The sequence below is a fragment of the Nostoc sp. ChiQUE02 genome, assembly GCF_034531305.2.
Lineage (GTDB): Bacteria > Cyanobacteriota > Cyanobacteriia > Cyanobacteriales > Nostocaceae > Nostoc.
The window spans coordinates 270,402-291,117 of sequence record NZ_JAVRBN020000002.1 but is presented as its reverse complement, the minus strand read 5'-3'; the positions used below and the strand labels follow the sequence as shown (position 1 = coordinate 291,117).

Genomic DNA, 20,716 nt, shown 5'->3' with positions numbered 1-20,716 from the left:
TTAGTAATCAATAGTTCTTCTTCCCCTGCCTCCCCTGCCTCCCATGCCTCCCCTGCTCTCTACTCCCTATTCCCTACTCCCCACTCCCAGAATGCAGCCACTGCGTGGAGGAATAGTTAATGACAACTGCTGAGTTTCTCCTTTACCATTCCACTCAACTTCAGCATTGCCATATAACAGCTTGTTGGGTTGAGTACGCAGACTAGCGATATCTACATTCGCTGTTGCCGAACTTGTGCCAGCGTTGACGGCAATTATCAATTCCTCTGTCTCTAAGGTTCGCGCAAAGATATAAAGTTGTCCTTGAGCATAGAGGACTTGGTAATCACCTGTACGCAATGCTGGGTAAGTGTGGCGAAGGGCAATTAATTGGCGGTGAGTATTGAAAATTTCTTGATTCCAGTTAGTCTCTAAAGGAAAACCACGACGTGAGTCTGGGTCTATTCCTCCAGGTAAGCCAACTTCATCACCATAGTAGATACTGGAGGCACCAGGAAAGGTGAGTAGTAGTAGAGTTGACAATTCTATACTACCTATATCGCCGCCTGCAATGGTCATTAATCGGGCTGTATCGTGACTTGCGAGCAAATTGAGTTGAGTTAGCTGAATTTCCCAAGGGTAAAGTTGCAGTACTTCTTGGATTTTGGTGGCGTACTCGGCAGCAAATAAGGGTGGATAGGGTTGATAGTCGCGGCTTTGGACTTGTTCTAAGACTACGCGATCGCCAGCCGCAAAGGCAATTGTTGGCCCGGCAAATAGATAATTCATTACCCCGTCAAATTGTGTCCCATCCAACCACTCGCGGGAATCTCCCCACACTTCCCCCACAATGTAAGCTTCGGGATTGACTGCTTTGACGCGATCGCGAAATTCCTGCCAAAAACCAGGAGTTTTTATTTCAAATGGTACATCCAACCGCCAACCATCGATGCCGAATTTAATCCAATATTCGGCAATTTCCATAATGTATTCCCGCACTTCTGGATTATCGTGGTTAAATTCTGGTAAGGCGCGATTTCCCGCCCAACCCGCGTAGTTCGCAGGGAATTCCCCATTGTATGGTGAAAGCGGCCAGCCTTCTATTTTGAACCAATTTACCCAAGGCGAATGGGGGCCATTTTCTAAAACGTCGTGGAAGAAGAAAAAGCCACGACTGGAATGGTTAAACACCCCATCCAGAACAACTTTGATATTCCGTTGATGGGCTGCATCTAGCAATTCCTTAAAAGCCTCGTTGCCACCTAACATCGGGTCAACTTGGTAATAATCGTGGGTATGATAGCGGTGATTGCTGGCGGATTGAAAAATGGGTGTAAAGTAAATCGCGTTAATCCCCAAATCCTGGATGTAATCTAAACCCTCCATGATGCCCCATAAGTCGCCGCCTTTATAACCTTGGAGTGTTGGCATCGCATCCCAATCTTCCCAACGGGCTTCGTGCAACAGCCGTTTGCGCGGCTTTTTGCTTCTGGCAAAGCGGTCTGGGAAAATTTGGTAGAAAACAGCGTGCTTCACCCAGTCTGGTGTTTGAATTTGCATGAATAACTCTTTGTGCCTTCAGAAGCGATCGTTGCAAATATTAGCTTCTTTATGGCTCTTACTTATGATAGAGAATCTGTCATTTGCCAGTACTCATTAGCGATTTAGTCTGTCTCTTGCTACTTTATACGCAAATGTTATCAGTTTTAACTATTTTGACTATAATTTGTTTGAGTATTTAATATTTATTAAATTTATCTTTTTTATTTATTACTTAATTATTCTTAATTTTATTTTTTTCACTTTGTCCGTAATGATTTATGCAGACAATGGATTAGTTTAATAGCTTCATAGAATTTCCCAGTGACCCCAGTCTTGGGTAATTCTGAGATGCGGCTGCTCAAAGATGTCTCACGAGCCACAGGAAATCACGATGAGGGAGACATAATTCCAGAATATGAGTTATGAATTAGCAATTGTCTTAGGAATAAATTACCGCCTCCTAAGCTTATTTGATGTTATCTCTAAAAAAATAGATAACTATAGTCGCATCAAATAATCAAGGCGAAAAACTAGATAGTCTGGGTGAATGCCAGAGCGACTTATCCTGCTAAAATCACTGCTTTGTTGACAGCCAATAAATTTAATTTGAGGTAAAAATGAGACACGAAAAACTTTCTCCCGGACTACTTTTGGCATTTCAAGACTATCAAAATGAAGGAGATCAAGCTTTAGTTACACACAAGCGATCGCTTGGTATTATTGCCCACAAAAGCCCAGTCAAGCCTACTAAGAGCGTCGTTTTTATCTACTGCGATCCTGATGCAGACTTGAGTTATTTATCACAATATAATATTGAAGTCAATCAAAACTCAGGGAGTGTGCGGACGGCTTTTTTACCGTTAGATAGCTTAGATGTCTTATCTGAAGAAGATGTTATCCAACGCATCAAGCCATCACGCAAACTTCATTTGAGGATGGACTCTGCACTGGGAAAAGTCAAACTGCCAGAGTTCAAGAACCAAACTGGACTGACTGGTAAAGGAGTAATCATTGGCATTATAGACAGTGGCATTGATCCGAAACACCCCGCTTTTGCTGGACGAATTTTACACATTTGGGATCAAACACTGCCAGGCCCAGGAGTAACGGAGGGTGGCTATGGGGCAGAATTTACGGGAGCGCAACTAACAATTTCTCAAGATACTGGCGGTCATGGTACTCACGTTGCTGGAATTGCCGCCGGTGACGATGCTACCTATGGTGGTGTCGCACCAGAAGCGGAATTAGTTGTCGTCAGGTCAGATTTACAGGATGCCCACATTGCTGATGGTGTCCGTTACATTTTCCGAGTTGCTAGAGAGTTGGGACGCCCAGCAGTGGTAAATCTCAGCTTAGGTGGACACGCTGATGCCCATGATGGTAGCGATTCCCTATCCAAAGTCATTGACGCCGAAACTGGGCCTGGAAGAATTGTTTGCTGTGCTGCTGGTAACGAAGGAAACGCTAACATTCATGGACAAGCGACGATACCCAGTGGACGCACCCGTGGTATGCGCTTTAATGTTCCTTTGAATCAAGTAGGTATAGTTTGGTTGAACGGTTGGTATGCCAAAGACAGCGAATTGGAAGTATCTGTGCGGAGTCCTAACGGTTTTGTCACCCCCTTCCAAAAAATAATTACTGACGGTAATGCCGCACAAGATTATCAGTTACCAGATGCACGGGTGCAATTAGCGACACCAGGGCCAGACCAAGCTAACAGCGACCATAATTTCTTTGTGCAAATACGCGGTATTGCGCCCTCGCAAGTCATGGGAGGTATTTGGCAGCTGCGAGTCCGCAATGCTTCATCAACTGACACACGTTTGGATGTGTGGACATTAGATGACAGTTCCTCAGTGTTTTTCACAGGTAAAAGTGTGAAGGATGCAGTAAAAATTGGTTCACCAGGGGCCGCCAGCAGTGCAATTACAGTTGCCGCCTATACTACTAAAATCAAATACACAGATATTGATAACCAAGTGCGAGAAATGGGCTTAGAATTGCATACTATTTCGGAATTCAGTAGTGAAGGGCCACTACGGAATGATGGACACAAGCCAGATGTAGCAGCACCAGGGGCAATGATTGTTTCCACGCTTTCCGCTGATGCCAGTTTTGACCGCTCATCGATGATTAATTCCAAGTTTGTGGTACAGGCTGGTACGAGTATGGCAACACCCTTTGTTAGTGGGTTAGTGGCACTGCTGTTGCAGCGCGATCCCAAACTCGATCCGGCTGCTGTGAAAGACTTGCTACGTAAAAATAGTGCAATTCCCAAAAAACCCGCAGGCACATTTGATGAGAAATGGGGTTATGGAGTGATTAACGCCTTAAATCTGTAATTAGACTGAATTATTTCTGTACAAAGGTAGTCTACAACAACCTATAAATTTGATAAGTTAGGGTGGACAGAGATTGTCTACCCTTTTTACCAAGGAGTTACTGATGAATTATCAGAAACTAGATGCCGCTCTTGCTACAGCGCTGAATGATGTTCAAGATTCAGAAGAAACTAGTTTGGCGGTTTTCATCCATACTGAACCAGTTTTAAATTCTGCTGCAACTGCTGTTTTAGAAAGTTTAGGCGTCAGTGGTGTTAGCAATGGCAAAGATATTTTCACGGCAACACTGTCAGCAAATGCCATTTCCCAGTTGTCAGAGCAACCTTGGGTGAAGTTTTTGAAGCGATCGCAGCAATTACGTTTGGTTAATAGGAGAATAAATACACCGAAGTTGGGTGTTTAATGGGCATTGCTTACCCTACAATGTGTGGATAATTTTTTGCAGTTACTGTAAATCGGGTTTTTGTTTTTCTGGAAACTTACACTTCACCTCAATTTCCAGATTACTTTCAGCAGAGCCTTCAGTAATGTAAGGAATACCTGCTTTACCACCCAACTTAATACCAAATTTAAGTCTTACCTCCTCAATCTCAGCAGCATTGAAGTCTTTAAAAGCACTAAGAGCATAGATAGTATAAGAGCGAATCATTTGACGAGCTTGTTGCATCCGAGCGATCGCATCTGTTCGGACATCCTTGTATTCTATGCCATCATCGTCCTCCTCAATTTCCGAACTTATTTCGGTAGCTGTGACGTTAATCTCAATCTGCTCAATTTCCCCGTCTGCTTGGAAAAATAGTTGCTGCACTTCTGACATAAGCTACCTCGATTAAAGTTTTGTAACGTATCTGAATAAATTTCAGCTTGCTTGCAGAAAACTAACAGATGGTATTGTTTCTAGTAACACAGCCATTGATTGTGTCTGTCAAGATTATCCCGCATTTACCAACTCAAGGTGTGTTCAATGGCACGATACGCGCTTGTTATTGGCATCGCCGAGTATGTCAGCCCATCATTATCGCGTTTGTCGAAGACTACAAATGATGCTGAGGCGATCGCGCAACTCCTAGAGCAATATGGTGATTTCCAGTCTGTGCAAAGACTACCACAGCGCTGGAATAAAGATAAAAACGGCTATGAAATGGCAGCGCAAAAAGTTACTGGCGCTCAACTTGGGCAAGATTTGAGAACTTTTTTACTAGAGCAAGCTGCTAATAATGAAGCGCTGATTTATTTTAGCGGGCACGGTTTTACTATTTCCGACAATTTAGGACAACAAAAAGGATATTTGGCAAGTTCCGATTGTCAGATTGAATTTAAAGAAAACGAAAATGTTGAACAAAAATATGGTATTCCCCTGGATAGCCTTAACGACTTAATTCGAGATTCGCAATTGAGTAGTTTAGTGATGCTACTCGATTGCTGTCATAGCGGCTATTTTCTTGAGAGACAGTTAATAGAAAGAACTCTTAACGCTTTCAGTACACAAAAAGATTATTACTTAATTACAGCGTGTAGGAGCTTTGAACGTGCTGGAGTGATTAAGAGTGAAGAATATAGTATTTTCACAGGTGTAGTTGTTAAGGGATTAGCAATAGAAAATGCAGGTAATAGTAGGCGAATTAGTGGCGATCGCTTGTTTGATTTTGTCAGCAATGAACTGAAAGGTTCAGTACAGGAGCCGATTCGCATGGGTTGGGGACGTTCCATTAATTTAGTAACTTATCCCCAATCAGATATTCCCACAGCAGAAAAAGTTGCTTTCAATCAGGAAAATCCTTATCGAGGACTTTATGCTTTTGAATCAGAGCAAGCACAATATTTTTGTGGACGAGATGAAGCAGTTCGTACCCTGATTTCGCGGCTAGCAGAGAGTCGATTTTTGGCTGTAATTGGCTATTCAGGTAGTGGGAAATCTTCTTTAGTAAAAGCAGGTTTGTTACCGCAATTGAAAGGCGATCGCCTCCCTGGAAGCAGTCAATGGGAAATCGCATCTTTTACACCAGGTGAGCATCCTTTAGGGAAATTAGTTGATATTTTAACTCGACAACAGCAGCAAAATAAACCGCATCTATTATTTATCGATCAATTTGAAGAAATATTTACCCTTTGTCAAGACGATGAGGAACGCAAAGCTTTTATCCGCTTAGTAGCACAGGAAGTAAAAAAGGCTGAAGGAGAAACGCGGATAATTTTGACAATTCGCGGTGATTTTTTAAATCGTTGTGCTGACTATTTAGAAATTATTACTCTCATCAATAGCATTCCTCCCACATCATTTATCGTCACACCAATGTCTTTTGCTGAGTTAGAAGAAGCAATAGAAAAACCAGCAAAATTACATGGTGTCACGTTTGAGCATGGTTTAGTTTCGCAAATTTCCGCCGATGTCGTCAACCGTCCGGGTGCATTACCCATACTGCAATATGCGCTCAAAGAGTTGTGGCGAGTTTGCATTGAAGAACCTGAATCGCCAGAACCGCTTTTAACTCGTAAAGGTTATGAAGAAATTGGCGGAGTTAAAGGAGCTTTAGATAAACGAGCGACAATTTTGTATGAAAGTTTAACAACTGTAGATCAAACCTTTGCGCGTCGATTGTTTATGGAATTGGTGCAGTTAGGTAAAACTGGAGAAGTAACGCGGCGGCGTGCTAGCTGGGAGAGATTAAAAGTAGTTGCAGATTCTCCACAACAATTGCAAAGGGTTGTAGGATTACTGGCAGGTTCTCAACAACGCTTAATTATCACCGATGAAAAGACAGTTGAAGTTGCTCATGAAGCACTTTTATCTGAGTGGAAATTATTAAATACTTGGATTGCTGAAAATCTGGAGAATATTCGTCTCAGTCGTTCTTTAGAGGAAGATTGCCAGGAATGGCAACAAAGGTTTAATAAATCAGATGAAGCACTATTGACAGGTGCAAAATTGGCTGTAATTTCTGAATGGGTGAATAAGACTCAGCCAAGACTTACGCCACTAGAAGCAGAATTTTTGCATAAGAGTTTGGACAGACGCGATCGCCAAAATCAGGCAGAATTAGAGCAAGCAAAAAAACTTCAACACCAAGCAGAAGCCAAAGCCAGAGCGGAATCACAAAGAACTAGATTTGCGATCGCTTCTGCAACACTTGTAGCCTTATGTAGTGGACTAGGATTTTTTGTATGGCAACTTGGAATCCAAAATAGATATAAGGATTATCTCATTTCTGTATCGGTTATTTCAACACCTAAGCTACTTTTTGATAGTGAAAGCCAGATGGAAGCGATGATAGCAAGTGTACAAGCACTCAAGCTGTTGCAAAATGTAGGTGGAGGAAACGTTAATACTCTCAATCCACTTAAATCAGTAATTGATCAAGTGAAAGAGCGCAATCGCTTAGAGGGACATACAAAAAGCGTTAACGGTATAAGTTATAGTCCTAAAGATCCATTGATTGTTTCTGCAAGTTCAGACAAAACTTTAAAGCTTTGGAAACTTGATGGTACTCCAGTGCAAACTTCTCAGCCTATGACACATGATGATGAAGTCTATACTGTGAATTTTAGTCCTAATGGTGAGTATATAGCCTCTGCAAGTAAGGATAAAACAGTCAAGCTTTGGAAGAAAGATGGTACTTATATTACTACTCTCACAGGACACGAGCAAGGAGTCACATCTGTAAATTTTAGTCCTGATAGTAATACTGTTATCTCTGCTAGTCAAGATAGAACAATAAGACTTTGGAACATAGTAAATGTTTCTCTAAAGAAAGCGATACAACCCACCATCATTAAAGGACATAACGGTACAGTCTGGTATGCAGAATTTAGTCCTAATGGTCAGCTAATCGCCTCTGCTGCTGATAATGGAATCGAGATTTGGAATAAAAATGGTACTTTGATTACTAATCTTAAAGGGAAAGGACATACTGCGACAGTAAGATATGTGACTTTTGGGCGTGATAATAAAACTATTATTTCTACAAGCGAAGATAGAACTATTAGAATTTGGAAGTTGCAAACTGACCCCAAAAAAATCCAACCAAAACTTTTTACTGATAAAGGAGAGAAATCTTACATCGGAAAGTTCAGTCCAAATTATAAATTTATTGCTACTACAAATCCAAATGGAACAATAAACATCTGGCAAACTAACAATGGTAATAAAATAGCTACTCTAGGACGGCATAAAGACGAAATTTTTGATTTAAGCTTTAGTCGTGATAGCAAAGAGATTGCTACTGTTAGTGGTGATAAAACTATCAAGATATGGAGTTTAGATTTTCTTGAAAAAAATGGAAATAACAATAAAAATAGCAATTCTGATTTAATCAAGAGAGGTTGTACTTGGATTGCTGATTATTTAAATAATAATCAAAATGCTCATAAGCAATATCAAGATATCAAACAAATATGTCATAAATAATATTAATATTTTTAAATTTACTAAGATAAAACTTTAGCTTATAATAATTGGTAAGAGAATGTTTTAAAAGTCCTGGAAGGTATAGTTTTGCAGTAATAACTTAGGTTAAGTCTGACGAAAAATCAAGGCTTCAGTCATGTAATGAGATACTTTGCAGTGCTCAATCTGAGAGCAAAAGACCCTTTTAAAACATCCTCTACCGATTACAACTCACCAATACCACAGTAATTAACTCTAAGGAGAAATTAAAAGTGAATAAAGATAAATTGCTCAACGATACAACCTCTGTAAAAAGTCAATTTGTTCCAATAAAACTAGCCAATGTCAGCCCCCACTCCGATGGCAGCACTACACATAGCCCTAAAAGTGGCAATCCTCCTAAGGAAGATCAATTGGATGAGAAAGGTAAACATGATGAAGGGAAAAGGGGGAAAGATTAAAGGGTAAAGGAAACCCCATATTTAAAAACAGGGGTTTCAAGTATGGACGCTGATGTTTATCGCATTGTGTGCCTCAAAAATCTTCTTTTAACTTCAATGCATATTTAATAACAGGGGCTTTGTACCATCTGGGGAAAAGTTCTTTCTTCTTCCTTTACCCCTTTCACCCTTTTTTGTAAATAGACAAATATAAGCAAAAGTTGGAAAGCGATCGCTAGAGGTTCAATTAATTTAAGGTTCAGTGTAATAACCTTTGAAAAGTGACAGTTTGTCAGAGCAGTCTAGCGATCGCCTCCCCATTCCTCATACCAATTAATACAAATGTTCTATTTATCTCCTTATCAGCCTCACTATCCATCACCAACCACATTCTGTAAAATTCATCCCTGAGAATATTTGCTCCCCCCTTACCTGTGGTGGCAGACAGTCCTAAACTGAAGATGAGAGTTGAAAGGCAGTCGGGAGAAATTTTGTGAAAAAAGTATTATCAATCATTCTTGGTGGTGGCGCGGGTACGCGTCTTTATCCCTTAACCAAACTCCGTGCTAAACCAGCAGTACCAGTAGCGGGGAAGTACCGCTTAATCGATATCCCTGTCAGTAACTGCATAAATTCCGAAATATTCAAAATCTACGTCCTGACACAATTCAACTCAGCTTCTCTGAATCGCCATATCGCCCGTACATACAACTTTACTGGCTTCAATGAAGGCTTTGTGGAAGTGCTAGCCGCACAGCAAACACCAGAAAACCCTAACTGGTTCCAAGGTACAGCAGATGCTGTACGTCAGTACTTGTGGTTAATGGAAGAATGGGATGTAGAAGAATATCTAATTCTCTCAGGCGATCACCTCTACCGCATGGATTATCGCGAGTTTATCCAACGCCATAGGGAAACGGGGGCTGATATTACTCTCTCAGTCATCCCCATCGATGAGCGCCGCGCCTCAGATTTTGGCTTGATGAAAATTGACGATTCTGGTAGAGTAATCGATTTTAGCGAAAAACCCAAAGGTGAAGCATTAATCCAAATGCGCGTTGATACAAGCGTACTGGGATTATCAAAAGAACAAGCCCAGCAACAGCCTTACATTGCCTCAATGGGGATTTATGTCTTTAAAAAAGAGGTTTTGTTCAAGTTGTTGAGAGAAGGTATAGAAAGGACTGATTTCGGCAAAGAAATTATTCCTGATGCCTCTAAAGATTACAACGTTCAAGCCTACTTATTTGATGACTACTGGGAAGATATTGGAACAATCGAGGCATTTTATCATGCCAATTTAGCACTGACTCAGCAGCCCCAGCCACCTTTTAGTTTCTACGATGAAAAGGCACCAATTTATACTCGCGCTCGTTACTTGCCTCCGACTAAACTTTTAGATTGCCAGATCACAGAATCAATTATTGGCGAAGGTTGTATTTTGAAAAATTGCCGGATTCAACATTCAGTGTTGGGAGTGCGATCGCGGATTGAATCTGGCTGCGTTATCGAAGAATCTTTGCTCATGGGTGCAGATTTTTACCAACCTTCTGTGGAACGCCAATGTAGCTTAGTAGAAAATGATGTTCCCGTAGGTATCGGTACAGACACGCTGATTCGTGGTGCAATCATCGATAAAAATGCCCGTATCGGTCACGATGTCAAAATTATTAATAAAGATAACGTGCAAGAAGCTGAACGCGAAGGTCAAGGTTTCTATATCCGTAGTGGCATCGTTGTCGTGCTGAAAAATGCTGTAATTCCTGATGGAACAATCATTTAGTGATTAGTCATTAGTCATTAGTCATTGGTTAATAGTTAGAAGTAACAAATAACAAAGGACAAATGACTAAACTCATCTTACTGATTGGTCTTCCTGCTAGCGGTAAGTCAACTTTGGCAAAACAATTATTAGCAGAATGCCCCCAGATGCAGCTGATTTCTACGGATGCCATTCGGGGGCAATTGTTTGGTTCCCAAGCCATTCAGGGGCCGTGGCTGCTGATTTGGCGCGAAATCGAGCGGCAATTTCAGCAAGCAATGTCTGACAACCGACAAGGTGTGTACACTATTCATACAGCTATTTTCGATGCCACTAACGCCCAGCGCCGCCATCGTCGTGAAGTCATTGCTTTAGCCCGTGATTTGGGTTTTACCCACATTCAGGCAATTTGGGTGGATACACCAGTTTGGCTATGTTTAGCACGTAATAAAAGGCGATCGCGCCAGGTTCCAGAAGAAATTATTTTGCGGATGCACCGTCAACTCCGAGATGCTCCCCCAAGCCTGGAAGAAGGACTAGACAACCTGATCCGCTTATCAGAAAAATCGGAGTACGGAAATTGCGATCGCCCAGTAAGCGAGAACCACACTTGATTTTCTATATTCTTTGTTAATTTAAAATCAGATTGTTTTGCTTGGCACTATACCTGGCAAACTAAAAATCTCTGAATCTTAAAAAAAAACATAACGGGAATTTCTATAGGAGGCTGGTAGATGGCTGCAACCGACTTCAAAGACTATTACGCAATTTTGGGAGTTAGTAAGACTGCCAGTCCGGAGGAAATTAAACAAGCCTTTCGTAAACTAGCCCGCAAATATCACCCTGATGTGAATCCAGGCAACAAACAGGCAGAGGCACGCTTCAAAGAAGTTAGTGAAGCCTACGAAGTTGTGTCAGATGCAGATAAGCGTAAAAAATACGACCAATTTGGTCAATATTGGAAACAAGCTGGTGAAGGTTTCCCATCCGGCGGTGTTGGAGCCGATATGGGTAACTTTGACTTCAGTCAATACGGCAATTTTGATGAGTTCATTAATGAGTTGCTAGGACGCTTTGGTGGTGCTACCCCTCGTGGTGGTGGGCGGCAAAATTACTCTTACCGCACTTCGACTGGTGCGCCAAGTGGTTTTAGTGGCTTTAACGATTTTGGGTTTCAAGATGCAGGTGCGGGTACTAGCCAGGATAGTGAAGCTGTAATTACCCTAACGTTTGCTGAAGCATTTAATGGTGTACAAAAGCGCTTCAGTTTAGGTAACGAAACAATTGATGTTCGTATCCCATCTGGGGCTAAACCTGGTACTCGCCTGCGCGTGCGAGGCAAAGGTCAAATTAACCCCATGACTCAACAACGGGGGGATTTATACTTAAAAGTCGAACTTCAGCCGCACTCGTTCTTCCAAATGGAAGGCGATAATCTGATTTGCGAAGTGGCAATCACGCCAGATGAAGCTACCTTAGGAGCGTCTATTGACGTACCCACTCCCGATGGTTCAGTTAATGTCAAGCTACCAGCGGGAGTGCGTTCTGGTCAATCGCTGCGTTTACGTGGCAAAGGTTGGCCTCTAGGTAAGAGTGGACGCGGCGATCAGTTGGTGAAGGTGGCGATCGTGCCACCAAAAGACCTCAGCCAACAAGAGCGGGAATATTATGAAAAAATCCGGGCTATACGTACTTATAATCCCCGTAGTCATTTGAATCAAGTCAGGCTGTAAATATTTTGGATTGTAGAGACGTATTTGGTAAAGCAGCACGAAGTGCTGTTTTGCGTCTCTACTGCTGATGAATTCACGCTGGATTCTGCTGCGCCATTCTCGCCGCCATGACAGACTTAAAAGCTTCTATTGCTTTCGGTGTAGGCTCGGTAGTTTGCCACGATGGACGTACAATTAAGCAATCGCACCAAGCATTTAATTTTGGATAGTCATTCAAAGATATGCCTACCGTTGGTGGTTGCTGGCAAAAGCTCATTCACAGTTACCAGTTGTACCATGCGTGCGATCGCTAAATCCTTGGCATCTTTAGGCAACATCGCAGGTGTAGGATATTTTGCCTCTAAATAGTCCAAAATTGCTAAAGATTCTACTACATTAAAGCCATCATCTACCAAGGCTGGAATGTGGTGGAAAGTGCTAATTGCCAAAAACTCTGGTTTAAACTGCTCCCCATCCAGTGTTATTTCTACCAATTCAAACTCAAGTCCTTTTTCCAGTAGAGTAATCCAGACGCGGCGAGAATTGGGAGATATCGGCGCATGATAAAGTGTCAGCATTAGAAAACTTCACAGCTTTAAAGGTTGTTTGATGAAAATTATTGATTATTGTAGAGACGGCGATTCATCGCGTCTCTTGCCTTAACCGAACAATATTGCCTTAGACTCAATTAAATTGTTCTAACAATGTCTCAACACTGGCGTTATGCTCCAAAAAAGAAAATAAATGCCAGTAGCGGAGTTTTCCTTCTTTATCTAATACAAACTGTCCTGGCAAAGGCGCTCCCAGTGCTTGTCCTACTTGATAGGTACGAAACACTCGACAACTAGGATCGCTCAATAACGGCATTTTTAAACCTAAATCCCTCACAACAATTTGACTCTGCCGTTCATCAGTACTAGTAATCATCAAAACTTCTATACCGCGATTTTTGAATTGCTCATAGTTTTCATTCAAAGCTTTGATGTGAGGAAAACAAAAAGGGCAATATTGCTTTTCGGTAAAGATGCGAGTCAAGGCGAGTAATACTGGTTGCTTGCCTTTATAATCAGACAATTTTACTAAAGTTCCGTTGGTAATATCTGGCAATTGAAAGTCTGGTGTTCCCACTCCCAATCTAAGTTTATTGCTAGCTGGAACTGGTAAAAAGTTGCGAAAGAATCGCTCATTTAATAAGCCACTAAAATCAGTTGAAGTAAGCATAATACCATTTTGGATTTTGGATTGTCAAAGAGTTATTGGTAATCGCTTTTTGGCGCTTCATCTGTCACAATCATTGTTAAAACTGGGATATTTTTAACCTTGATTATTTAAATACCATTTTATAAAAAACCACAGATATATACGGAGCTTGACATTGTTTAATGTTTATCTCTGTTTATCTGTGGTTTTCATTGATTTTGCTGTCAACTCCAACAGGATGGATTAGAGTTTGCTAGCTAGCGAAATTTAGACAGCAGAGAAGTAGACTTTTGACTTCACTGGGTCAGGATTCATTGTCTTGTCACCAGGTTGCCAACCAGCTGGGCAAACTTCGTCGGGGTGAGACTGAACATACTGAATTGCTTGTAATGTCCGCAGGGTTTCATCAACGCTGCGACCAAAAGCTAGATTGTTAATGGTGGCGTGCTGTATGATACCATCTTTATCGATGATGAACAGACCACGCAAGGCAATACCTGCTGCTGGGTCAAGAACGTTGTAAGCGGCGCTAATCTCTTTCTTGATGTCGGAGACTAGAGGATAATTTAGGTCGCCGACGCCACCAGACTTACGATCTGTTTGAATCCAAGCGAGGTGGGAGAATTCACTGTCAACAGAAGCCCCAAGGACTTCAGTATTGATTTTCTTGAATTCTTCGTAGCGATCGCTAAATGCTGTGATTTCAGTAGGACAAACAAAGGTAAAGTCTAGTGGGTAGAAAAACAGGACGACATACTTACCGCGATAATCGGAAAGTTTGATTGTCTGAAATTCCTGATCTACCACAGCCGTTGCTGTGAAATCGGGAGCTTGTTGACCAACGCGGAGGCTTCCTTCGGTTCCGTAAGTAAGGGACATTAACCTAATTCTCCTTTATCGGTTTAGTAGCGTTGGAATTCGGGTCAAGTAAAACTCACCCATCCACGCTCTCACAGTTTAATTACGATCTGTTACGACTATATCATACTCATAACGATTTTGAGTAGCAAATGCTTGATTTAGATACAAGAGAATGGTTACTTACCAATGGCTTGGGAAGTTTTGCCAGCGGTACAGTTTCTGATGTCCGTACGCGCACCTATCATGGTTGGCTGTTTGCGGCTACAAACCCACCTTCTGGGCGGACTCTGCTGTTTTCGCACCTAGAAGCTAGCTTGGAAGTATTAGGGAGCGTTGTGGCACTGGGGACAAATGTTTGGGGTAACGGTCAGATTGAGCCGACAGGCTACGAACTGCTACGCTGCTTTGATATTAACCCAGTTCCAAAATGGATTTGGGGCCAAGATAACTGGCAGTTAACTAGACAACTGGTGATGCCCTATGGTTTGGTAGGGACTGAGAACTGGGGGAGCAGGGAGCAGGGAGCAAGGGAGAGTTTTCCCCTCAGCCCCCCGCACCCCACCCCGATGCCTCTTTTCAATGCCCATTGCCCCATGCCCAATGCCCCTGCACAATTTTGCCATCGGATTTTAATCCAGTATTGTTACGAGGGAAGTCATACAGCAATTTTACGATTGCGACTGTTGATAGCAGAACGTGACTTTCACCATCAGCAGAGTGCTAGTCAAGAATTAAAGTTCTCACAATTGCTAAGGCAACAGCAAGTCTGCCTACAAGCAATTAATTCTGGTCATTTCGGCATACCTTGGCACTTGCGCTGGACACAAGGAAATTATCAACCAGATGCAGTTTGGTATTGGCATTATGGATTGTCTGAGGAGACGAAACGCGGATTAGGTGACAAGGAAGACCTCTACAGTCCTGGTTACTTGATAGTCACACTCCAACCAGGAGATACAGTAACTCTAGAAGCACGAGTAGGTTTTCCCGACCCGGTATCAGATATTCTCACCACTAAAACCTTTGCAGAAGCCATTGAGGCAGAGCAAAAACGGCTCTCACAGATTTTTGGATGGAGTCAAGGAGGGGCTGGGGACTGGGGAACTCGGGGCCCCCTCTGGGGATTAGGGGTAATGGGGACTGGGGAAGAAGCAAGGGAGCAGGGAGCAGGGAGCAAAGGAGAAGAGTTTCCCCCTCTGCCCCCGGCACCCCGCCCCCCTGCTTCTTTTCAATACCCAATGCCCAATACAACTCTTGGAGAGGCTGCGCCAACGGCTTACCTCGGCTTCGGCTCCATCGAGCGAAGTCGAGATGCTCGGCACGAGCCGCTCAGTACAAGTGCCCAATGCCCAATGTCCAGTGCCCACCCCCTACTCTGGCAACAACTACTCAAAGCAAGCGATCAGTTTCTTGTCTATAGAGCCTCAATTGCAGGCCCCACGGTTATTGCTGGTTATCACTGGTTTAATGACTGGGGACGCGACACATTAATCGCCTTACCGGGGTTAGCACTAGTTCCACAGCGCTTTGACCTGGCAAAAGGAGTATTGCGAACTTTTGGGCATTATTGTCACCACGGTTTGATTCCTAATGCATTTCCTGATGTCAATGGCGAACCAATTTATAACAGTATTGATGCGGCGTTGTGGTGGATTGAAACTTTAGGACTTTATTTGGAAGCTACCCAAGACTGGGAATTTTTGGCAGAGCAATTCCCTCTAGTACAGCAAATCTACAAAGCATTTATCGGCGGTACACATTTTAATATCCAGGTTGATGCTACTGATGGGCTAGTTAGTTGGGATGCTCGTGGTGTAGCCCTCACCTGGATGGATGTGATAATTGGATCGCATCCCGTCACTCTCCGTCACGGTAAGCCAGTGGAAATCAATGCGTTGTGGTATTCCGCTTTATGTTGGCTGAGTCAATGGGCAAAGCGCTTGAGCCTGCTTGAGTATGGTGAGCCAGTACGTCTCACTAAGCAAGCACAGCGTTATGCTCAACAAGCACAACACGTGAAAACCTCGCTGCAAAAGTTCTGGAATCCTCAGCTAGGTTATCTGTACGATACTATTGAGCCGGACGATCGCCGGAATTTTCAAATTCGTCCCAATGCCGTTTTGGCGCTGTCGCTGCACCATTGTGGATTTTCTGAACAGCAAGGGTGTCAGATATTAGATTTGGCAACTGCCAGCTTGCTCACCCCCTATGGTCTTCGCAGTCTCGATCCAGGGGATCCAGAATATAAAGGGAAATATGAGGGCAACCAAGAGCAACGCGATCGCGCCTATCACCAAGGTACTGTTTGGCCTTGGCTAATTGGGCCATATATTCGGGCTTGGCAACGTTTTTATCCACAACAATCGCTGCCTTTTGATTGGCAACCCCTGCTCAATCACTTCCTGTTTGACGCTGGTCTTGGTTCTATTTCTGAGATTTTTGATGGCGATTCACCTCATACACCCAGAGGTGCGATCGCTCAAGCTTGGTCAGTTGCCGAAGTAATCCGCCACTATAGCGGTAAGGACTAGGAAAAATCCATCATAATACCTAATGCATATCTCCTAGTATCTGTTTTTTTAATGGCTCAGGTCGGAGTTGAACCAACGACCCCAGGCTTATGAGTCCCGTGCTCTAACCAACTGAGCTACTGAGCCAAATTTATTCAAATCATTAATTAATATAGCATACAAATTTCCTCAAGACTAGCCCCTTTTGCAATTTTGTTAGATTTTCCATCCCTGTTCAGGTCATAGAAAGCAAAAGAGGGAGATAAACTCCCTCAACTAACAAGGCAATAATTTAGTTAAAGACAGCCAAGAATTACAGGCGAGCCGGTAACATAGCTATTGGGTTAACAGCACCCTTGCCTGATGGATGGATTTCAAAGTGGGTGTGTGGGCCAGTACTGTGACCAGTGCTACCCATTAAAGCAATTGTTTCTCCTTGATTCACCTGCTGACCAGGTTGCACCAGAATCTTGCTGTTATGAGCATAGCGAGTCGTGCTGCCATCAGGATGGCGGATTTCGACAAGGTTGCCGTAGCCACCGTTGTTCCAACCAGCTTTTTCTATCGTACCCTCAGCTGAGGCGACAACTGGTGTGCCAGTGGAGTTAGCAACGTCAATTCCTTTGTGCATTCTACCCCAGCGCCAGCCATAACCAGAGGTGAGGGTGCCTTTTGCTGGCCATGTGTAAGCTAAGGTTGAGGAAGATGGAGGAGGTGTAAGTTCGTCAATGGGTCTGGGCAGATATTGATCCACTGCTGCCAAAGGCGGTACTATTTGTGGAGAAACTGTGGTTCCCCGCATCTTTCCTAAGGAGTCAGAGGCATTTACTCTTCCAGGAGGCGTTGCAACCTTTATGACCGATGGAGTGCGAGCGGGAGTCCACTGACTAGCAGAACCTAGATTAGGCAAAAACTCTGGGTTTACTGCCTCACTAGGGCGTACAGAAGCACTAAATTGGGTCTTAATTGGTTGAACGCTATAGTTAGACCGAATCGGTGTAGGAACTGGAATTGGGATCGCCACACTATTCGTTCGAGCAGCAGAGTTAGGTACAGGGAAATTATTGGGAATAGAAATAGGAGTGAGCATCGCAGCATTATTTGTTTCGGTAGCTGCTGCTGGCACAACTAAGTTACCAGACTGTTGAGCGCGATATTTCTGCTGTAATCTCTGGATTTCCGCTTGTAAGCCCCGCAAGCGGTCATTATTGTTACTGTTTACCCTTGCTACCCTATTTACTGGTGTTTTAGGCTGTTGCATTTCGGCAAAAGCTTGTGGCACTGGAATGTCACCACCGACGCCATAAGAACTAGCTGTGGGGGGGGCTGTTTCTAAATCGGTCGTACTATTTGCCTGAACGTGAACAGTTACCGGTGTAGGGACGGCAACGCTACTGTTGTCGGCAATAGTTGGTGATTGTGAACTAGGTAGATACGAGTTGGCACTACCAATATTCACAGGGGAAGTAGCAACATGAGGAGTTTTGCTGGACTCTACAAAAGTGGGCGTGGGCTTAGTGGCTACCGTTGCCTCAACTTGAACAGCAGGAATAACTAGTTTTTGACTAATTTGCAGTTCATTTGGATTATTGAGGTTATTTGCCTTAACTAGTTCTGATACTGAAGTGTTGTATCTGCTGGCGATCGCTGCTAGTGTATCTCCAGGCTTAACTTCGTAGGCGGTTCGAGTCGAGGACGCAATAACTGTTGGTACTGCTGGTACTGGTACAATTGCAGTCGTCTGTGTCTTCTGTTTTAACTTCGATATCAAGTTCGCTTTGCTTGCATCGCCAGAAGTATCCGATTGGGCTAATACAGTCTTCTCAACCACAGTTGTCGGCTGTGCCAAGTCTATATCAGCTTGTGATAAATTTTTGGTCTCCCCAGACCGCAACTCCGCCAGACTCTTTCTTAAACGGTTCGATTTTTCTTGTAAGCGATTTAGTGCAAACTCTTGTTGCGCCTTAAGTTGTGCATTTATTTCACTGTTGGCTGCGCCAGATGTTGCCACTATTTGTGGCTGGGCAGTTAGTGATGCATTTGTACTACCAACACCATCAGCACTATAGTCAGACAGATTGTTGACTGTTGGGAAACTAGTTTCGGCTAAGGTATTGTTCAATCCCTGCGCCACTTGGGGCTTCAGGTTAGTGGAATTTTTATAAACCGCTGTTGCTTGGGAAAACGTTTCTGATGTAGGAACTTGCAAAGACATTCCACTTGCCGCAACTTGCCATTTAGCTTCAAGCCCAGGCACTTGTGAGACTGCCGTTGGTTCCACGATCACAGGATTTTCCGGCACGCTCGCTGATGAGACTGCTTGGGACTCCAGCTTTGTGGAGGCAAATTTCACCTCAGTGTCAGGAACAGCAGGAATCGCTGAGGTTGCCTTTTGGCTGCCTACTGGCACCGCTGCTTGGGCTTGATCGCTTTGTCGAGTCACCAAAAGGCTGGTTGCTCCCATAGAGATTGCCAAGCCGATCATGGCGGCTTTTGTCCGCACCCGGCGGTTAACTTTTGGATTCATCACATTTAGCAGTTCTACCGGGGCATCATCGCTGCTGGGGTTATTGTTCAACACAGCTTTTACTCTCTTTTTCAATGCTCGTTTCAAAGACGACCTCCTATGATCACTAGCGCTTAACTGACCTCGATTTTTCAGTTGGATACTAGTCAATGATTTAGATCACAACGAACGATAGATCAAGATCACATTCACCAGAGATGCTTACGCAAGATTAACCTGCTTCTCTGATTTAGACAAGTTCACACGTGTGAGCAAAACTTAAAATTTGCTGTGTTTACTTGTCCGAACCACTCCTAACACCACTTAGGACGTTTTACTCTTTACCATTGTCCGCGCTTGTCTTGCGTCAATCGCGGGGACTGGACAAACTATTTGCCAAGTCCATAGTCGCTGCTGAGAATTAAATTGCGGCGACTTCTGGAAAAGTGATGCCCCCTGCTGTAGATATCTTCAAGATATTTCTACCCAATCCGTCTTCTCAACACGAGACTTTACGTTGATTATTCCCTAAAAAACAACCGTATTAACTATCAGCTACTTTTGGGCTGCTTTCTGGCATTCATTGAGCCACAATAGCTCAAATATCCAATATGACTGGGTTTTAGCGTTTTTGTTCCCCCATTTAGGATGTTTCAGATTCATCAAAATCTATCATTCAAATTTGGCAATATCCCAAGTTTTATATACAAATTTCTTATAACAACCTTCCTATGCTTGTAAGTATCTTCCACTACATTTTGCTGATAAACTCATTTAAAGGTATATTCTTTTACATATTATTGCAGGAACCAAGAAAATTTTTGCCGCCAAAAATAAATTGTCTAATAGGTTTCTGGATATTTGCTAAGTAAATATACTTACAGCAATCAAGTAGATCGCTATTGTAAATAGCCTAACTGACGACGGGTTTCAAATAAGCCAATTGCTACACTCACTGACAAATTCAAGCTGCGAACCCCTGGTTGGCTCATGGGAATATACAGAGTAGCATCGCAATCTGACAGAATTTCTGGTGGTAAGCCTGTGGTTTCACTACCAAACAGCAGCCAATCATCAGCTTGAAACTGAAAGCTTATATAGTTACAATTTCCACCAACTGTATAACCCAACCATCTGCCTCCGCGCTCCTGATGTACGGTTTTAAAGGCTTGTAGCGATTCGTGATAGTGTAGTTTGACATAAGGCCAGTAATCCAAGCCAGCTCTTTTGAGGTAGCGATCGCTAATTTCAAATCCCAAAGGCCCTACCAAATGCAACTCTGTACCCGTAGCGGCACAAGTACGAGCAATATTTCCTGTATTAGGAGGGATTTGCGGGTTAACTAAAACTACCTGAGGCATTATCCGTATAATTTACGTATTGTATAAAACAATTTATTGTCAATGTTAAATCTACCAAAAGGTAGAGGTGATTCATAGGTTTTGTTAATAATAATCAAGCATCGTCCATCGATT

General features: G+C 43.0%; 14 protein-coding genes, 1 tRNA gene and 1 pseudogene. 8 read left to right on the top strand and 8 right to left on the bottom strand.

All coding sequences use genetic code 11. The features are described 5' to 3' along the window. Window positions 1-66: 66 nt before the first annotated feature. Window positions 67-1,539, bottom strand: coding sequence for a glycoside hydrolase family 13 protein (locus RM347_RS03440; RefSeq protein ID WP_322718083.1), 1,473 nt, complete (start codon window positions 1,537-1,539; stop codon window positions 67-69). 599 nt (window positions 1,540-2,138) lie between these two features. Between RM347_RS03440 and RM347_RS03435 the strand changes: the two genes are divergently transcribed. Together RM347_RS03435 and RM347_RS03430 are read left to right on the top strand one after the other, a co-directional pair. Further along, window positions 2,139-3,866 carry a S8 family peptidase gene (locus RM347_RS03435; RefSeq protein ID WP_322718082.1) on the top strand — a complete coding sequence of 576 codons (1,728 nt, stop codon included), beginning with the start codon at window positions 2,139-2,141 and terminating at the stop codon, window positions 3,864-3,866. Between the two features lie 103 nt (window positions 3,867-3,969). Further along, window positions 3,970-4,269: a hypothetical protein gene (locus RM347_RS03430; RefSeq protein ID WP_322718081.1), complete on the top strand. Its 300-nt coding sequence runs from the start codon at window positions 3,970-3,972 to the stop codon at window positions 4,267-4,269. Between the two features lie 42 nt (window positions 4,270-4,311). On the opposite strand, the gene RM347_RS03425 is transcribed toward RM347_RS03430, so the two are convergent. After that, window positions 4,312-4,683 carry a CU044_2847 family protein gene (locus RM347_RS03425; RefSeq protein ID WP_322718080.1) on the bottom strand — a complete coding sequence of 124 codons (372 nt, stop codon included), beginning with the start codon at window positions 4,681-4,683 and terminating at the stop codon, window positions 4,312-4,314. A 147-nt stretch (window positions 4,684-4,830) separates the two neighbouring features. Between RM347_RS03425 and RM347_RS03420 the strand changes: the two genes are divergently transcribed. From RM347_RS03420 to RM347_RS03400, 5 genes are all read left to right on the top strand, one after another. After that, complete coding sequence (locus RM347_RS03420; RefSeq protein ID WP_322718079.1) at window positions 4,831-8,271, top strand: caspase family protein; 3,441 nt, start codon at window positions 4,831-4,833, stop codon at window positions 8,269-8,271. Window positions 8,272-8,522: 251 nt separating this feature from the next. Beyond that, window positions 8,523-8,711 carry a hypothetical protein gene (locus tag RM347_RS03415; protein ID WP_322718078.1) on the top strand — a complete coding sequence of 63 codons (189 nt, stop codon included), beginning with the start codon at window positions 8,523-8,525 and terminating at the stop codon, window positions 8,709-8,711. Between the two features lie 472 nt (window positions 8,712-9,183). Continuing rightward, on the top strand, window positions 9,184-10,473 hold the full coding sequence (locus tag RM347_RS03410) for a glucose-1-phosphate adenylyltransferase (protein ID WP_322718077.1): 1,290 nt from the start codon (window positions 9,184-9,186) through the stop codon (window positions 10,471-10,473). A 62-nt stretch (window positions 10,474-10,535) separates the two neighbouring features. Next, window positions 10,536-11,066, top strand: a complete 531-nt coding sequence (locus tag RM347_RS03405) for an AAA family ATPase (RefSeq protein ID WP_322718076.1) — start codon at window positions 10,536-10,538, stop codon at window positions 11,064-11,066. Window positions 11,067-11,186: 120 nt separating this feature from the next. Further along, window positions 11,187-12,185: a DnaJ C-terminal domain-containing protein gene (locus RM347_RS03400; protein ID WP_322718075.1), complete on the top strand. Its 999-nt coding sequence runs from the start codon at window positions 11,187-11,189 to the stop codon at window positions 12,183-12,185. Between the two features lie 73 nt (window positions 12,186-12,258). Here RM347_RS03400 and RM347_RS03395 read toward each other — a convergent pair. From RM347_RS03395 to RM347_RS03385, 3 genes and pseudogenes are all read right to left on the bottom strand, one after another. After that, a pseudogene (locus RM347_RS03395) lies at window positions 12,259-12,742 on the bottom strand (glutathione S-transferase family protein). A gap of 106 nt (window positions 12,743-12,848) precedes the next feature. Further along, window positions 12,849-13,385, bottom strand: a complete 537-nt coding sequence (locus RM347_RS03390; protein ID WP_322718074.1) for a peroxiredoxin family protein — start codon at window positions 13,383-13,385, stop codon at window positions 12,849-12,851. Between the two features lie 246 nt (window positions 13,386-13,631). After that, entirely contained in the window at window positions 13,632-14,243 is a 612-nt protein-coding gene (locus RM347_RS03385) for a peroxiredoxin (protein WP_322718073.1), read from the bottom strand. A gap of 131 nt (window positions 14,244-14,374) precedes the next feature. Here RM347_RS03385 and RM347_RS03380 point away from each other — a divergent pair, with 131 nt between their 5' ends. Continuing rightward, the gene (locus tag RM347_RS03380; RefSeq protein ID WP_322718072.1) at window positions 14,375-16,756 is read left to right on the top strand and encodes an amylo-alpha-1,6-glucosidase; all 2,382 of its coding nucleotides are present in this window, start codon (window positions 14,375-14,377) and stop codon (window positions 16,754-16,756) included. Window positions 16,757-16,808: 52 nt separating this feature from the next. Here the strand turns inward: RM347_RS03380 and RM347_RS03375 are convergent. The 3 genes from RM347_RS03375 to RM347_RS03365 all read right to left on the bottom strand — a co-directional run bounded on the left by RM347_RS03375 (window position 16,809) and on the right by RM347_RS03365 (window position 20,602). Beyond that, window positions 16,809-16,882 (bottom strand) — tRNA-Met (locus RM347_RS03375). A 166-nt stretch (window positions 16,883-17,048) separates the two neighbouring features. Then, window positions 17,049-19,349 (bottom strand): peptidoglycan DD-metalloendopeptidase family protein, encoded by a 2,301-nt coding sequence (locus RM347_RS03370; RefSeq protein WP_322718071.1) that lies wholly within the window; start codon window positions 19,347-19,349, stop codon window positions 17,049-17,051. 791 nt (window positions 19,350-20,140) lie between these two features. Beyond that, on the bottom strand, window positions 20,141-20,602 hold the full coding sequence (locus RM347_RS03365; protein ID WP_322718070.1) for a tRNA (cytidine(34)-2'-O)-methyltransferase: 462 nt from the start codon (window positions 20,600-20,602) through the stop codon (window positions 20,141-20,143). Between the last annotated feature and the right edge of the window lie 114 nt (window positions 20,603-20,716).

Coding starts and splice junctions, on each gene's coding strand:
- RM347_RS03400 (WP_322718075.1), top strand. CDS start 11,187: ATGGCTGCAACCGACTTCAAAGACTATTACGCAATTTTGGGAGTTAGT.
- RM347_RS03390 (WP_322718074.1), bottom strand. CDS start 13,385: ATGCTTACTTCAACTGATTTTAGTGGCTTATTAAATGAGCGATTCTTT.
- RM347_RS03365 (WP_322718070.1), bottom strand. CDS start 20,602: ATGCCTCAGGTAGTTTTAGTTAACCCGCAAATCCCTCCTAATACAGGA.
- RM347_RS03440 (WP_322718083.1), bottom strand. CDS start 1,539: ATGCAAATTCAAACACCAGACTGGGTGAAGCACGCTGTTTTCTACCAA.
- RM347_RS03385 (WP_322718073.1), bottom strand. CDS start 14,243: ATGTCCCTTACTTACGGAACCGAAGGAAGCCTCCGCGTTGGTCAACAA.
- RM347_RS03380 (WP_322718072.1), top strand. CDS start 14,375: ATGCTTGATTTAGATACAAGAGAATGGTTACTTACCAATGGCTTGGGA.
- RM347_RS03430 (WP_322718081.1), top strand. CDS start 3,970: ATGAATTATCAGAAACTAGATGCCGCTCTTGCTACAGCGCTGAATGAT.
- RM347_RS03425 (WP_322718080.1), bottom strand. CDS start 4,683: ATGTCAGAAGTGCAGCAACTATTTTTCCAAGCAGACGGGGAAATTGAG.
- RM347_RS03435 (WP_322718082.1), top strand. CDS start 2,139: ATGAGACACGAAAAACTTTCTCCCGGACTACTTTTGGCATTTCAAGAC.
- RM347_RS03420 (WP_322718079.1), top strand. CDS start 4,831: ATGGCACGATACGCGCTTGTTATTGGCATCGCCGAGTATGTCAGCCCA.
- RM347_RS03405 (WP_322718076.1), top strand. CDS start 10,536: ATGACTAAACTCATCTTACTGATTGGTCTTCCTGCTAGCGGTAAGTCA.